Raw genomic sequence first — 13,286 nt, forward strand, 5'->3', positions numbered from 1 at the left:
CTAGCAGTCGGCGCGGTCGGTCGACCTGGGGGGGCGATGCCGTCGGCCATCCGCACCGCCCCCGACGGCTCATGCCTTCCCGGCACGTCTCAGCGGCACAGAGCCGTGTCCACGACCTTCTCCACGCGCTTCATGGCCGCCTCGTCGGCCGGCTTGCTGGTCACCGCGATGTTGGCGGCGCGGCCGTCGTCGGTGGCACCGCCCCGGGTCTCGTATCCGGGGAGGTCACCGCCGTGACCCCAGTACACGCCGTCGCACGACAGCGGCCTGCTCACGATCCCCAGTCCGTACCGGGCGCCGGGGCCGAAGAGGCTTTCGGCGGGGACGGTGGTGCGCATCTGGGCGAGCTGGGCGTCCGGGAGGAGCCGCCCGCCCAGGAGCGCGGTGAAGAACCGGTTGAGGTCGGAGTTGGTGGAGATGATCCCGCCTGCCGCCCAGGCCCAGGAGGGCTCCGTTTCCGTGACGTCGCGCAGTGGTTCGCCCGCCGACTCCCGGTAGTAGCCCTTGGGGTGGGGTTCGCGGATGGTCGCGTCGCCGGGGGCGGGGAGGTAGGTGTGGCGTAGCCCGATGCGCTTGACGATGCGCTGGTCCATCTCCGTCGCGAGGGTGTGGCCGGTGACCTTCTGGATGATCAGGCCGGCCAGCAGGTAGTTCGTGTTGCTGTAGGCCCATTTCGTCCCGGGGGCGAAGTCGGCCTTGTGCTGGAGGGCGATGTCGAGGAGGTCGCGGGGCTCGTAGTAGCGGGGCTGGAGGTCGTACTTGGTGTAGTTGGGGAGTCCGCTGGTCTGCTGGAGGAGATGGCGGACGGTGATGTGGCGTCCGTCGATGTCCTCTCCGCGTACGAGGCCGGGAAGGTAGGTGTCGATCGGCTCGTCGAGGCCGATCTTTCCTTCGCCGACCAGTTGCAGCACGACCACGGCGGTGAACGTCTTGGTGTTGCTGCCGATCCGCACCTGACCGTCGACGGGCACCTTCGCGCCGGTGGCCAGGTCGCCGACCCCCGCGGTGTAGTTGCGGGTGCGGCCGTCGCGGTCCTTGACGCCCGCCAGCGCGGCGGGCATGCCGTCGGCCTTCACCAGCGCGTTCAGGCTCTGCTGGACGGTGTCCGGCCTGGTGGCGGCGGATGCCGCGGCCGGGGCCAGGGCACTGATCGTCATCACGCCGACGGCCACCGCGACCGCGGCCGGCACGGCTCTGCGCCGGCCACCACCGCCCCGCCGCGTGGATGAACGTGACGTGTTCCATGCCTGCTCGCGCATGAGTCAGCTCCTATGGAATGGACGGAATAGCGGGGAAAACAGCGGTACGCGCTGGACCCAACACTTCCGGATGCGGCGATCCGCGGCGATCCTGCTACCCGCCCCACCCCGAGTAGGGCTAACCCCCGGCACCGCTCTCCGCGCGCCGCGCGCTGCTTAAGCTTTCGCCGTGAACGACACCACGCATGACATACGGATCAGACCGGGCGGCCCGGCCGACGCACCGGCCATTCTGGACATGCTCGACTCCGCGGTGGCCTGGATGAACGATCGCGGCAACACCGAGCAGTGGGGCACGACACCGTATTCACGGAAGCCCGGCGGGGTGGCGCGGGTCGAGCGTTACGTGACCGAGAACGCCCCCTACATCGCGGAGCTGGACGGAACACCCGTCGGAGCCATGGTGCTGGACTCCGGGCCCAGCCCGCAGATGCCGATCGCACCGGCCGGGGGACCCGAGCGGTACGTCCGGCTGCTGGTCTCCGACCGGCGGTATGCCGGCCTGGGCATCGGGGCGGCGCTGCTGGACCGTGCCGTGGAGGAGACCCGGCGGGCCGGTGTCGAGTTGCTGCGGGTCGACTGCTGGGCGGGCGGCGGGGGTGAACTGGTCGCGTTCTACGAGCGCAACGGCTTCACTCCCACCGCCCGTTTTCTGTCCGGGTCCTGGCCGGGACAGGTGCTGGCCCGACAGGTCGGCTGACAGCGCGGGCACTGTAGGTTGGGGCCGTCCGGCGGGCTTCGCCCGGCGGTGACACGGGGCGAGGAGGCAGGCGTTGAGCGTCGTACTGTTGGCACTCGGAGGCACGATCTCGGTGCCGGGCCGTGGCCGGGGAGCGCGGCTGAGCGGGGCCGAGATCACCGCGGCCGTACCGGGCCTGGCGGAGCTGGGGGTCTCCCTGGACGTGCGGGACGTGCACGCCGTGCCCGGCGGAAGCCTCACCTTCGCGCAGGTCCTGGACGTCGTCGCCATCGCCTCGCGGGCCGTGGCCGAGGGCGCGGACGGCGTCGTCGTCACCCAGGGCACCGACACACTGGAGGAGACGGCCTTCCTGGCCGACCTGGTGTGGCCGCACGAGGCGCCGTTCGTACTGACCGGTGCGATGCGGCAGCCGGCCATGGCGGGGGCGGACGGGCCGGCCAACGTGCTCGCCGCCGTGCGCGTCGCCACGGCCCGCGAGGCGCGCGGCGCGGGTGCGCTGGTGGTCCTCAACGACGAGGTGCACGCGGCGCGGTGGGTGCGCAAGACGCACAGCACGAGCACCGCGACCTTCGCCTCGCCGAACACCGGCCCCCTCGGGCATGTCGTCGAGGGCCGGGTACGGATGCTCCTCACCCCGCCCCGGTACGAACCGCTGCCGGCCGGGCTCGACCGGGAACGGCTCGAGGACGCCCGCGTCGCCCTGCACGTGGTCACCCTGGACGACGACGGCGACCGGCTCCAGGGGTTGGAGACCACACACAGGGGCCTGGTCGTCGCCGGATTCGGCGTCGGTCACGTGCCGGGCGTGCTCGCGCCCCGGCTCGGCGCCCTGGCCGAGCACATGCCGGTCGTGCTGACATCGCGCACCGGGAGCGGTTCGGCCCTGCGGAACACCTACAGCGCGCCCGGCTCGGAGACGGACCTGCGGCGGCGCGGGCTGATCGACGGCGGCTTCCTCGACCCGTACAAGGCCCGGGTGCTGCTCCGGCTGCTGCTGGCGGCCGGCGCGGGGCGCGAGGACATCGTGGAAGCGTTCGCCCTGCGGGGCTGAGTCATCACCGAACCGGTCAGGCCGCCGCGAGGGCGACGACCGTGTTGTGGCCGCCGAAGCCGAGGGAATGGCTGACGGCCAGCTTCGGTCCCTGCTGACGCGGGCGTGCCACGACGAGGTCGATGCCCGCCGTGCCGGCGTCCGGCGCACGGAAGTTGGCGGTGGGAGGGACGGATCCGGTCAGGAGGGTCTGGACGGTGAGAGCCGCCTCGATGGCGCCGGCCGCGCCCATCGTGTGCCCCAGGGTCCCCTTGACCGAGGTGACGCTGGGGGCGGAGCGGCCGTACAGCTCGCGGATCACGGAGGCTTCCACCCGGTCGTTGAGCGGGGTACCCGTTCCGTGCGCGTTGACGTGGTGGACGTCGGTGACCGTCACCCCGGCCTGGCGCAGGGCCTGGGACACGGCCGCCCGCAGGCCGCGGCCCCGCGGGTCCGGGGCGACCGGATGATGGGCGTCGCCGGTCGCCGCGTGCCCGACGACGTGGGCGAGCGGGGGCGTCCCCCTGGCCCGGGCATGGGCGGCGCGTTCCAGAACCAGTACGGCCGCGCCTTCGCCGAGGACGAAACCGTCGCGATCCCTGTCGAACGGCCGCGAGGCCGCCGCCGGTTCGCCGGTGCGCCGGGACAGGGCGCCCATCCTGGCGAAGGCGGCCGCGCACAGCGGCGTGACCATGGCGTCGGTGCCACCGGCCAGGGCGATGTCGCAGGCACCGGCGGCCAGCAGCAGGCAGGCGGTGATGAGGGCGGTGGCCCCCGAGGCACAGGCCGTGGAGGTGTGCAGGGAGGGGCCGGTCACGCCGAGTTCGAGCGCGAGGTGCGCGGCCGCGGCCATGTTGGGCAGGAAGCCGGGGAGCGTGAGCGGCGACAGGCCGGCCGGGCCGTGCTCCAGGAACGTGCGGTGGGCGCTCTCGAAGGTCGTCACGCCACCGGCCGCGGAACCGATCACCACCGCCACGCGTGACGGCTCCCACTCCCCCGGGCGGATTCCGGCGTGCCTCAGGGACTCGTCCGCCGCGACGAGGAGCAGCCGGGTGCTGCGGTCCAGCCGCCACGGCATGCGGGCCGGCACCCGCGTACGGTCGAAAGCGGGCACCCGGCAGGCCAGCGGTACGGGGGCCGCCGCGAGCTCCGGGTCGTTGCGTGCGGTGGAGCCACCGCGGCACACCGTCCGCCATGTCGCGGTGAGTCCGACACCGCCGGGGGTGACCAGGCCCAGTCCCGTCACGACCGGTGCCTCAGACATCGGCGGCTCCCTCGTCGAGCAGAGCGGAGACGGTGACGACGAGGTCGTCGAGGGCGAGGTCCGGTGTGAAGGCGCTCTCGTCCAGGGAGATGTCCCAGTGCTCCTGCAAGGTGAGATGGAGTTCGACGGCTGCCAGGGAGTCGATGTTCAGGTCACCGAGGGTGGCTCCGGGCACGACCAGCTCGGCCGGAACCTCGAATTTGCCGGTGAGGACGTCCGCGATGCGATCGAATGCGGGGTTCATGGTCGGCTCCTGCCGGTGGGGAGGGGGTCGGACGGGGCGATGGTCTCGGCCCGGGGCTGCGCGGCCGGCCAGGTCAGCGCGGCCGACGCCCAGGTCAGCCCGCCGCCGAAGGCCGTGAGCAGGGCGCGGCTGCCGGGCTGGAGCGAGGAGCGGGCGAGGCCGTCGGCCAGCGCCAGCGGGACGGAGGCGGCCGCGGTGTTGCCCACCTCGTGGAGGTTGCCGTAGCGGTTCCCGGCCGCGATGCCGAGCCGCTCGGCGACCGAATCGAGGATGCGCTGATTGGCCTGGTGCCCGACGAAGGCCCGTACGGTCGGCGCCTCCCAGCCGGCCTCGCACAGCACTCGGCGGGCGCTGGCCGTCATGCGCCGGACCGCCTGGCCGTAGACGGCGCGCCCCTGCATGCGGAAGCAGTGGTCGCCGGGCCCGATGGCGCGCAGCGGGCCGCGGGGCCGGCGTGAACCCCCGTCGGGCACGACGATCAGCCGCTCCCCGCTGCCGTCGCTTCCCAGGTCCAGAGCTCTGAGCGCGCCCGGGGCGTCGGGAGGGCCGGCCCGCAGGACGACGGCGCCCGCCCCGTCGCCGAACAGCGGTGCCGTCCCGCGGTCGCGGGGGTCGATGATGGAGGAGTACGTCTCGGCCCCGATGACCAATGGCGTGGCGCAAGTGCCGGCCTTGACCAGCGCGGTGGCGACGGCGAGGGCGTAGACGAATCCCGAGCACACCGCGCCCAGGTCGAAGGCGGGCACCTCGTCCAGGCCGAGGCGGTAGGCGACGGCGGGCGCGGTGGCGGGGCAGGGGTGATCCGGTGTCGTCGTGGCCAGCAGGACGAAGTCCGGGCACGTGCCGGCGGACGCCATCGCCGCGCGCCCTGCGCCGACGGCGAGGTCACCGGTGCTGGTGCCCAAGGTCACGTACCGGCGCCGGGCGATGCCCGTGCGCCGCCGGATCCACTCGTCGGTGGTGTTCAGGGCCCCGCGCTCGATGATCTCGTGGTTGTCGAGCACGCGGTCCGGCAGGCAGGAACCCACACCGACGATCGCGGCGGTGGTGTCGTCCAGGCGCATGGCGCGTCCTTGTCGGGTACGGCCGTCACGGCGCACCGTGACGGCCCGTCACGGTGTGGTGAAAGGGGAAGAGGGCTTGGGGATTCCGGCCAGACCGCCGTCGGGGACACTGACCCCGCCGTCGAGGACGAGGACATGACCGGTGAGGAGGGAAGCGGCGGGCGAGGCGAGGAAGAGCACGGCGCGGGCCACTTCCTCCGGCTCGCCCCAACGGCCCATCGGGACATGACTCGTCAGCCAGTCCGACACGGCCGCGGTCCCGCTGGCGTGCCGGGTCATGGCGGTCCGGATCCAGCCCGGGCTGACCGCGTTGACCCGCACGCCCTGGCGGGCCCAGGCCACGGCCAGGCTGCGGGCCAGCGAGATCTGCCCGGCCTTGGAGGCGGCGTATGCCTCCATCATGGGCGCGGCCATCACTCCCGCCACGGAGGACATGAGGATCAGGGACGCGCGGCGCGAGGCGATCAGGTGCCGGTGGGCGGCGCGGCACAGCTCTGCCGTGGCATTGAGGTTGAGGGAGACGACCTGGTCCCAGTGCGTCCGGTCGGAGCGGTGGAAGGGCACCATGACCGGTGTGTCCCCGGAGGTGGGGAGCGTACCGGCGTTGTGCACCACGATGTCCAGACCGCCCAGGGCGTCGGCGGCGAGGTCGATGAGGTGCCCGGCCGCGGTGGGCGCGCTCAGGTCCGCGGGGACGACGACGGCCCTGCGGCCCCGTTGTTCGACGGTGGCCGCGGTGTCGATGAGCGCGGCGGTGGTGCGGGCCGATACGGCGAGGTCGCAGCCCGCGTCCGCCAGGGCCTCCGCACAGGCCCGTCCGATGCCTCTGGAAGCCCCGGTCACCAGGGCGCGCGCGCCGTCCAGGCGGAACGCCGCCAGATGGTCGGGGAACTGCGGGGCCGCGGATCGCGGGGCCGCGGGTACGGGGTTGCTCATGTCCGTGCGACCTCCGGTAGCGGGGCGGTGGCGGGTGCCACGCGGATGGTGGGGGCGCCTGTCCAGCGCAGGAGCGCACTGCCCCAGGTCATGCCGGCGCCGAAGACGACGACGAGGGCGCGGTGTCCGGGGCGGAGGGCGCCCCGCGCGGCCGCGGAGGCCAGGGCGTAGGGCGTGCTGGCGGCGCCGATGTTGCCCACCTCGTCGCCGACGATGACGAGCCGGTCCCCGCCCAGCCCGAGCTCCTCGCCCAGCCCGCGCAGCAGGAGGGGGTTGGGCTGGTGGGTGATGACGCAGTCGATGTCGTCGAGGGTGAGGCGGTTGCGGGTCAGGGCCTCTTGGACGAGGCGGGGGAACCACTCCCGGATGAAGCGGCTGACGACCCGGCCGTCCATGTGGATGTAATGGCCGCCCTGTCCGAGGGTCTGCGCGCTGGCCGGACGGCGGCTGCCCCCTCCGGGGATCAGGACGCGGTCGGCCAGCACACCGTCGGAACCGAGCCGGAAGTCGGTGAACCCGCCGGGCGGGGCCACCGGGCTCAGAACGGCGGCGGCGGCGCCGTCGGCGAAGAGGACGGACGTCCCCCTGTCCCCGGGGTCGAGGAACTTCGTGTAGGCCTCGACCCCCACCACCGCGGCGTGGCCGGGATGGCGTTCCTGGCGGAGCCAGTCGTGGGCGACCTTGGCCGCGAAGAGCCAGCCGGAGCACGCGGCGGAGACGTCCAGGGCCACGGCGTGGCGGGCGCCCAGTCGCGCCTGGATACGGCAGGCCGTGGACGGGCCGAGTTCGTCCGGGGTGGACGTCGCGCAGACCAGCAGGTCGAGGTCGGTGATGTCGATGTTGGCGGCGGCGACGGCGGATTTCACGGCGTGCGCGGCGAGGTCGGAGGCGGCCTCGTCGGGAGCCGCCATGTGCCGTTTGCGGATTCCCGTGCGTTCGACGATCCACTCGGGTGTCACGCCGAGGGCGGCGGCCACCTCCTCGTTGGTGCGGATCCTGGTGGGCAGGTAGGTGCCCATGCCGGTGATGCCGATGGGACGTCCGTCGGCGGGCGTGGCGGAGGTCATGTCGTATCTCCCCGGTGCGAGGGGGCGAGCGGGTGCGGGAGGGCCGGGAGGGCGCCCCAGGGGGTGCCCGCCACGTCGTCGGGGAATCCGAAGTGCTCCTCCAGTGCCGGAAGGTGCGGGAGCACCCGGTCGTGGAGGCAGTCGGCCAGGCCGGTCAGCGCGTCCATGTCGCGAGGGCGCAGCGTGCGCGAGTGCAGGAGGGCGCCGGCCCGGCGCGTGGCCGCCCGTACGCCGCTCAGCGCGGCCAGGGCCTCCAGGCCCGCACGCGGAGGGACTCCGGCCCGTGGGAGGTAACGGTCCAGGGCCCAGGGGACGTCGGTGGCGGCGAGGCGTGCCGCGTGTGTCTCGCCCAGTTCCCCGGCCGCGTGGAGCAGGGGGTTCCACAGCTCGAACTCGTCGTCGTACCGCCGGGCGCGATGGTCGCGGGCCAGCCGCAGCCGTGCGTGGAGCATGGCTTCGTGGGCCCTCAGGACGGTGGGCCACCAGCGGGGGTCCGCCGGGTCGCGGGGCGGGATGACGGCCCGGCCGGGTGCGTCGGCCGGACCGTCCAGGAGGCCGCGTCCGATGTCGTACAGGATGAGCGTGCTGTCTCCGCCGGCCGGGCCGAAGGCACGGAGGAAGCCGTGGTACCCCGGCAGCCGGTTCGTGTCGAGGAGTCCCGGCCAGCCGCAGCGGCGCTGGCAGTCGGCGACGACGCGCCGGGCGGTGCCGACGCTGTGTGCCTTGTAGGCGGACAGGGGACCGCTGACGGCCGACCAGGGAGCGAAGCCCATCGACCGGTCCGGGCCGGCCGTGTCGGCGGCCGTCAGGGCGTCCCGGAGCAGCTCGCGGGCGCGGGCCGCCGCACAGGACAGCGCGAACGCGTCGGCCAGGGCTCCGACGAGCGCGCGTTGGTGGCCCCGGTAGGCGAAGAGGGGGGCTCCGGGCGCGAGGCGGGCCTGGGTCGGCCGGGCGCGCGCGTGCCGCAGGGCGAGGCACGCGGCCTGCCGTGCGGTGGCGGCGGCCGCGGACGGCAGGGCTCCCCAGAGGCCGGTCCCCACGGTCAGCGACCGGCGCAGCCGTTCGTCCGGGCCGCCCAGCGGATCGTGGAGGACGGCGTGCTCGTCGATGGACGCCCCGTCGCGGAGCCATCGCCCGTAGGGCACGCGGACCCCGTGAAAGCTCACCGTCCGGTAGGTGAGGGGGAGGTCGCTCAGCTCCAGGGGTGGGGAGAGGGCCACGCCCGGCAGGGTTCCGCGCGCGTCGGCCAGGTCGACGAGGAACGGGAAGACACCGTGATCGCTTCCGGCGACGACGGTGCGGGCCAGGACGACCGCCGAGCGCGGGCCCTCGCCCGCCGGGACGGATCCGAACTTGGCCGCGGCGGCGTCCGGGGAGTCCAGCACGAAATCGCGGCGGCGGGGGTCGAAGACGGCCCGGGTGCGGGTGGCGAGGTGGCTGTTGGCCCGGCCGCCCTCGGTGACGAGGTAGCTCCCTCTCGCCTCGGCGCCTTCGAGTGCCGTGAAGGCCGCCTCCAGGGCGCCGTGGTCCGGGCCGAGGTGGGTCATGGATCCCAGGCACAGGACCGTGTGGGTGATGACCGTCATGCACAGACGGGGGTCCGCCACCGCGGTCCACGCCAGCAGTGCGGAGAGCCGGTCCGCGTCGCGCAGCAGGTGTCGTGCGGGTGGCAGCGCTCGGCACAGGTCCCGCAGGCGCGTCGCGAGGTAGTCCTCGCGTTCGCCCGCGGTGGCGGCGGTCCGGAAGTCGTGCCGCGCGAGCGCAGCGTGCAGCGTCGTGAGGTACTCCGGGGAGCAGTCGCCGTGGAAGAGCCGGTCCAGCGGACGGTTCGCGTCCACGGGGGCGGGGTCCGGGGCGGGACTCATGAGCGCGGTCCCGACTCCGCGGGCGGTACGGGCGCGACCGGTGGAAGGGGTGGTGCGGTGGGCTCCCCGTTCTCCGGCCGTGCGGTGCCGGGGCGGGGGCGGGGCGCGGCGAGGGGGGAGGAGAAGGTCGCGCGGCCGAAGGGCATGGCGCGGCACGCGCTACGGGTGAGGGCCGTGCCGGGGCCGGCTTCGTAGAACGAGGTGAAGCCGTCGGTCACGAGGCGGTCGAGGACGGCGGGCAGACGGGCCGGGCGGGTGAGGCAGTCGGACAGTCGTGCGCCCAGATCGTCGTGTGCCGTATAGGGGCCGCCCGCCACGGCCGAGTACACGGGGCAGCGGGGGGACGCCCTCAGCCGGGCGCGCACGGCTTCGGCGAACCGCCCGGCCTGCCGTTCCAGCGCCGGGTGGTGCGAACTGAACGGCAGCCGCAGCCGCGTCGCGGTCGTGCCGGTGCGCAGAGCGCGTCGCTCCACTCGTGCCAGCTCGGGCACGGGGCCGCTGACGACCGTCTCGGTGGCGTCGTTCACACAGGCCACGGTGACGCCCGCCGTGTCGTCGTGCGCGACGAGCGCGGCGGCGGTGCTCTCGTCACACGAGAGCAGGGTGAGACCTCCAGGGCAGGTGGTGAGGACGCGTGCCAGGTCGTGAGCGACGCGCGCGCCGTCCGCCACGGTCCACACCCCGGCCGAGGTGAGCGCGGCGATCTCGCCGAAGCTGACCCCCAGAACCCCGGCCGGTTCGCCGAAGCGGGAGGCCAGGGCCTCGTGCGCGCTCACGGTGGCCCCGTAGAGGGCGAGTTGTTCGGCCCCGGTGGCCGCTCGGGCGAGTTCCCTCGTGCTCGGCGGGGAGGAGCCCAGCAGCCAGGGCGCCAGGGCGGGAAGACCCCTGCCGGCCACTGCCGCGTCGACGGCTTCGAACACCTCGGCGGCCGCTCGGCGCAATACGTCGTCGGCGTCCAGGGCGGCGGACAACGCGGCGACCGAAAAGTCCCCTTGACCCGGAAACACATGGATTGACAACCGCATGACATCTCCAGTTGAATGACACAGGATTGTCCGGTGTATTCCGGATTCGGGTACCGAGCCGAAGGGCCACACCGGTCCTGCGATCCACCTGTCCAGAATGCGCGTGCTTCATCGCCGCGCCGGCCCGGCATCATGTTGAACCCCGCACCATGTTGAATCCCCCGGACATCTTGTAGGACCTGAGGCCGGCCGAGAGTCCGCTCCTTCGGCGCCCCTTCGCCCCCGCCGGCGTGAGGAGGGTCCATGCCACGCCCCTGGCGTACGCCCAACCAACTACTGAGATCCCTCCTGCGGGAAGCAGGCTGGAGCGGTGCCCGATTGGCCCGGGAGGTCAACGCGCTGGCGGCCGAGCAGCACCGGAGCCTCCACTACGACCGCAGTGCGGTGAGTCACTGGCTGTCGGGCACCCGCCCCAGAGGCCCGACCGCGGACCTCGTCGCCGAGGCCTTCACCCGTCGGCTGGGGCGCCGGATCGACGCGACGGACACCGGGCTGACCGACAGGGTCCGGACAGCGGGCCCTCCCACGGGAGCGAGTACCGCGACCGCGTCGCCGGCGCTCCGGCTCCTGCGGCTCGGCACGACGGCCGCCGGCACCGGTGTCTACTCGCCGTCCGTGTCCCTGATGTGCCACTGGGAGCGCGGGCTCCCGGCACTGGACGACGTGGGCACTCCCCCGCCCGCCCCCGGACACCCCGACCTGGCGGCCGTTCGCACGATGCTCGGACTCTTCTCCCGCCACGAAGCCTGTTTCGGAGGGGGGAGCACCCGCCCCGCCCTGCGCGCGTACCTGACGAACCACGTCGCCGGGTGGCTGGGGCAGGATCTCCGGCCGACCGTGCGACGCGAGCTTCTGACCAGCGCCGGGCAACTGGCGTACCTGTGCGCGTTCACCCACTTCGACTGCGAACTGCACGCCGCGGCCCAGGACTACTACCTGGCGGCGGCGGAACTGGCCCGGTGGGCCGACGACCGCCTCGGTCACGCCACCGCGCTCAGGGGCCTCAGCGTCCAGGCGCTGGCGCTCGGGCACACCAGGGAGGCGGACCTCCTGGCGGCCCGGGCCGCGCGAACCGGACCGGCGCGCGACAGCACGCCCGGCCGGCGCGCGTTCTTCCTCGGACAGCTGGCACTGACCAGGGCCGCCGTAGGAGAACAGCGCCAAGCCGACATGTACTTCGCCACGGCCGCCGCACACCTGCACGAGGAGGAGGGCCGTCCCGGACCGGCCCCGGCACCCACCCCGGTGGGGGCGTTCCACCTGGGATCACTGGCCCTTCAGCAGGCCTGTGCCGCCCGGATGCGCGGAGACGGCCGGCGAGAGGTGGCACATCTCGGCGCCTCACTTCGCCAACGTCCCCGGGGGGAGCTGCGCGGCCGTGCCCTCGGCCTCGCCGCCCTGGCCGAGGCGCAACTCGGCATCGGGCACCTCGACCAGGCCTGCGCGACCTGGCTGTCCTTCCTGGACCTCTGCCCGCACGTCGAGAGCGCCCGGGTCACCGACCGGCTGCGCACTCTCCTGGCACGGCTGCGTCCGCACACCGCCAACCACGGCGCGGCGGACGTCCACGAGCGTGCCCAGGAACTGCGCATACGTCTCCTCCGCCGTCGGGACACCGCCGGCTGACGGGCGACGCAGCGACTCTCCCCGGAGGACCCTCATGAACCGAAGCGTCCTGTTGGACGAACTCACCGGCGTCCGGTTGCCCGGCCGGACCCTGACCGTGGCCGCCTCGTGGGTCCATCCCCGTCGCGGTGTCGTCACCAGCCCCGCTCACCCCTTGCTGGCCCACGCCGTCCGCCGCTTCCGCCCGGTCGTGGTCCGGGACATGGCCGCCGGTGGCTGTCCCGAAGGCGGGGAGGGGGTGCTTACCACCCTGTCCTACGTCGACGTCTCCGGCTCGGTACGGGGCCTGGCGATCGGAGCGCCGACGGACGACGTCGAGGCCGTCGGTTTCATCCGTCGCGAACTGCGCGCCTGGCGGTCCCTCCTGCGCACCCGCCGTCTTCTCGTGGTGCCCGCCTCCATGGCGGACGCGGAAACCCGGACGGGCCGTACGGCGGCGGCGTACGCGCCACGCGCCACGAACGGCGGCGCGTGGGAGCGCTGCGGCTGCCCGGCGGACGCGCGCTGCCCGGCGGTCGCCGACGCGGTGGCCGCCGTACGCCGGTACCGGGCCGACGGGGACCACATCCTCCTCGTCGGCTCCCCGCCGGCCGGCCCCCCTCCCCTCAGCCCACCGGCCGGAGCCGCCCACGGGGTCACCGTCGTGCCCACCGTCGACGAGGCGCTGACCGTCGAGGTGGCCGACCCGGCCGCCCTGGCGTGTGTGGTGGCTCCCGGAGCGGCGATCCCGCAGGCCGGTACCGTACTGAAGGCGTTGCGCGCCCGCTTCGGCCCCCTGAGAACACAGCACCCCGATCAGTGGTGTTACACGATGACCGACCTCCACCTCGCCGTCACCGGAACACTCCGCGAGTGCGACCGGCTGCTGATCGGCACGACCGACCGCAGCCCTGCGGCCCGGCTCGCCCGGAGCCGCGCGCGGGAGGCGGCGGTCCCCGTACACACGATCGCCCGCTCGGCCGACCTGCGACCCGAGCAGGTCGACGCATCAGTCCTCATGCTGCTGGACTCCACTCCGGACACCCGCCTCGGCACGGCCGTGGCCGGGCTCCTGGCCGGCCTCGGCCCCTGCGCCACCGTCCACCGCACGGTGCGCTCCCGTACACGCCCGGCGGAGGCGAGGCGCCTGGGGACGTCCTCGCCGGACGCCGCCTGATCTCGACACCGGTGCCGGTGACAGCGCGTACGTGACCGAGGGGTGCGTCG

At 73.9% G+C, this 13,286-nt stretch carries 12 protein-coding genes; 4 read left to right on the plus strand and 8 right to left on the minus strand.

Features of this window, described 5'->3' with window-relative positions:
• Positions 1 to 89: 89 nt before the first annotated feature.
• Entirely contained in the window at positions 90 to 1,259 is a 1,170-nt protein-coding gene (locus tag RM609_RS01755) for a serine hydrolase domain-containing protein (RefSeq protein WP_369016225.1), read from the minus strand.
• Positions 1,260 to 1,428: 169 nt separating this feature from the next.
• Between RM609_RS01755 and RM609_RS01760 the strand changes: the two genes are divergently transcribed.
• Positions 1,429 to 1,959 (plus strand): GNAT family N-acetyltransferase, encoded by a 531-nt coding sequence (locus tag RM609_RS01760; RefSeq protein WP_311607274.1) that lies wholly within the window; start codon positions 1,429 to 1,431, stop codon positions 1,957 to 1,959.
• A 73-nt stretch (positions 1,960 to 2,032) separates the two neighbouring features.
• Positions 2,033 to 3,010 carry an asparaginase gene (locus tag RM609_RS01765; RefSeq protein WP_311607276.1) on the plus strand — a complete coding sequence of 326 codons (978 nt, stop codon included), beginning with the start codon at positions 2,033 to 2,035 and terminating at the stop codon, positions 3,008 to 3,010.
• 16 nt (positions 3,011 to 3,026) lie between these two features.
• Here the strand turns inward: RM609_RS01765 and RM609_RS01770 are convergent, their stop codons facing one another.
• Genes RM609_RS01770 through RM609_RS01800 form a run of 7 tightly spaced genes read right to left on the minus strand, consistent with a single transcriptional unit; the run spans position 3,027 to position 10,400 of the window.
• Complete coding sequence (locus RM609_RS01770) at positions 3,027 to 4,253, minus strand: beta-ketoacyl-[acyl-carrier-protein] synthase family protein (RefSeq protein ID WP_311607278.1); 1,227 nt, start codon at positions 4,251 to 4,253, stop codon at positions 3,027 to 3,029.
• On the minus strand, positions 4,246 to 4,497 hold the full coding sequence (locus RM609_RS01775) for an acyl carrier protein (protein ID WP_311607279.1): 252 nt from the start codon (positions 4,495 to 4,497) through the stop codon (positions 4,246 to 4,248). Before RM609_RS01775 ends, RM609_RS01770 begins: the two co-directional genes overlap by 8 nt.
• Positions 4,494 to 5,561 carry a beta-ketoacyl-ACP synthase 3 gene (locus RM609_RS01780; RefSeq protein WP_311607280.1) on the minus strand — a complete coding sequence of 356 codons (1,068 nt, stop codon included), beginning with the start codon at positions 5,559 to 5,561 and terminating at the stop codon, positions 4,494 to 4,496. Before RM609_RS01780 ends, RM609_RS01775 begins: the two co-directional genes overlap by 4 nt.
• A gap of 48 nt (positions 5,562 to 5,609) precedes the next feature.
• On the minus strand, positions 5,610 to 6,497 hold the full coding sequence (locus RM609_RS01785; protein WP_311607282.1) for an SDR family NAD(P)-dependent oxidoreductase: 888 nt from the start codon (positions 6,495 to 6,497) through the stop codon (positions 5,610 to 5,612).
• Positions 6,494 to 7,564 carry a 3-oxoacyl-ACP synthase III family protein gene (locus RM609_RS01790; protein WP_311607283.1) on the minus strand — a complete coding sequence of 357 codons (1,071 nt, stop codon included), beginning with the start codon at positions 7,562 to 7,564 and terminating at the stop codon, positions 6,494 to 6,496. The genes RM609_RS01785 and RM609_RS01790 overlap by 4 nt, the downstream gene beginning before the upstream one ends.
• On the minus strand, positions 7,561 to 9,429 hold the full coding sequence (locus RM609_RS01795) for an acyl-CoA dehydrogenase family protein (RefSeq protein WP_311607284.1): 1,869 nt from the start codon (positions 9,427 to 9,429) through the stop codon (positions 7,561 to 7,563). The genes RM609_RS01790 and RM609_RS01795 overlap by 4 nt, the downstream gene beginning before the upstream one ends.
• Complete coding sequence (locus RM609_RS01800; RefSeq protein WP_311607286.1) at positions 9,426 to 10,400, minus strand: ACP S-malonyltransferase; 975 nt, start codon at positions 10,398 to 10,400, stop codon at positions 9,426 to 9,428. Before RM609_RS01800 ends, RM609_RS01795 begins: the two co-directional genes overlap by 4 nt.
• A gap of 297 nt (positions 10,401 to 10,697) precedes the next feature.
• On the opposite strand from RM609_RS01800, the gene RM609_RS01805 reads away from it, so the two are divergent.
• Together RM609_RS01805 and RM609_RS01810 are read left to right on the plus strand one after the other, a co-directional pair.
• Positions 10,698 to 12,080 (plus strand): helix-turn-helix domain-containing protein, encoded by a 1,383-nt coding sequence (locus RM609_RS01805; protein WP_311607287.1) that lies wholly within the window; start codon positions 10,698 to 10,700, stop codon positions 12,078 to 12,080.
• A 34-nt stretch (positions 12,081 to 12,114) separates the two neighbouring features.
• Complete coding sequence (locus tag RM609_RS01810) at positions 12,115 to 13,236, plus strand: hypothetical protein (RefSeq protein ID WP_311607289.1); 1,122 nt, start codon at positions 12,115 to 12,117, stop codon at positions 13,234 to 13,236.
• Positions 13,237 to 13,286 lie beyond the last annotated feature (50 nt).

This window comes from Streptomyces hesseae (genome assembly GCF_031845785.1).
GTDB classification, from domain to species: Bacteria; Actinomycetota; Actinomycetes; order Streptomycetales; family Streptomycetaceae; genus Streptomyces; species Streptomyces hesseae.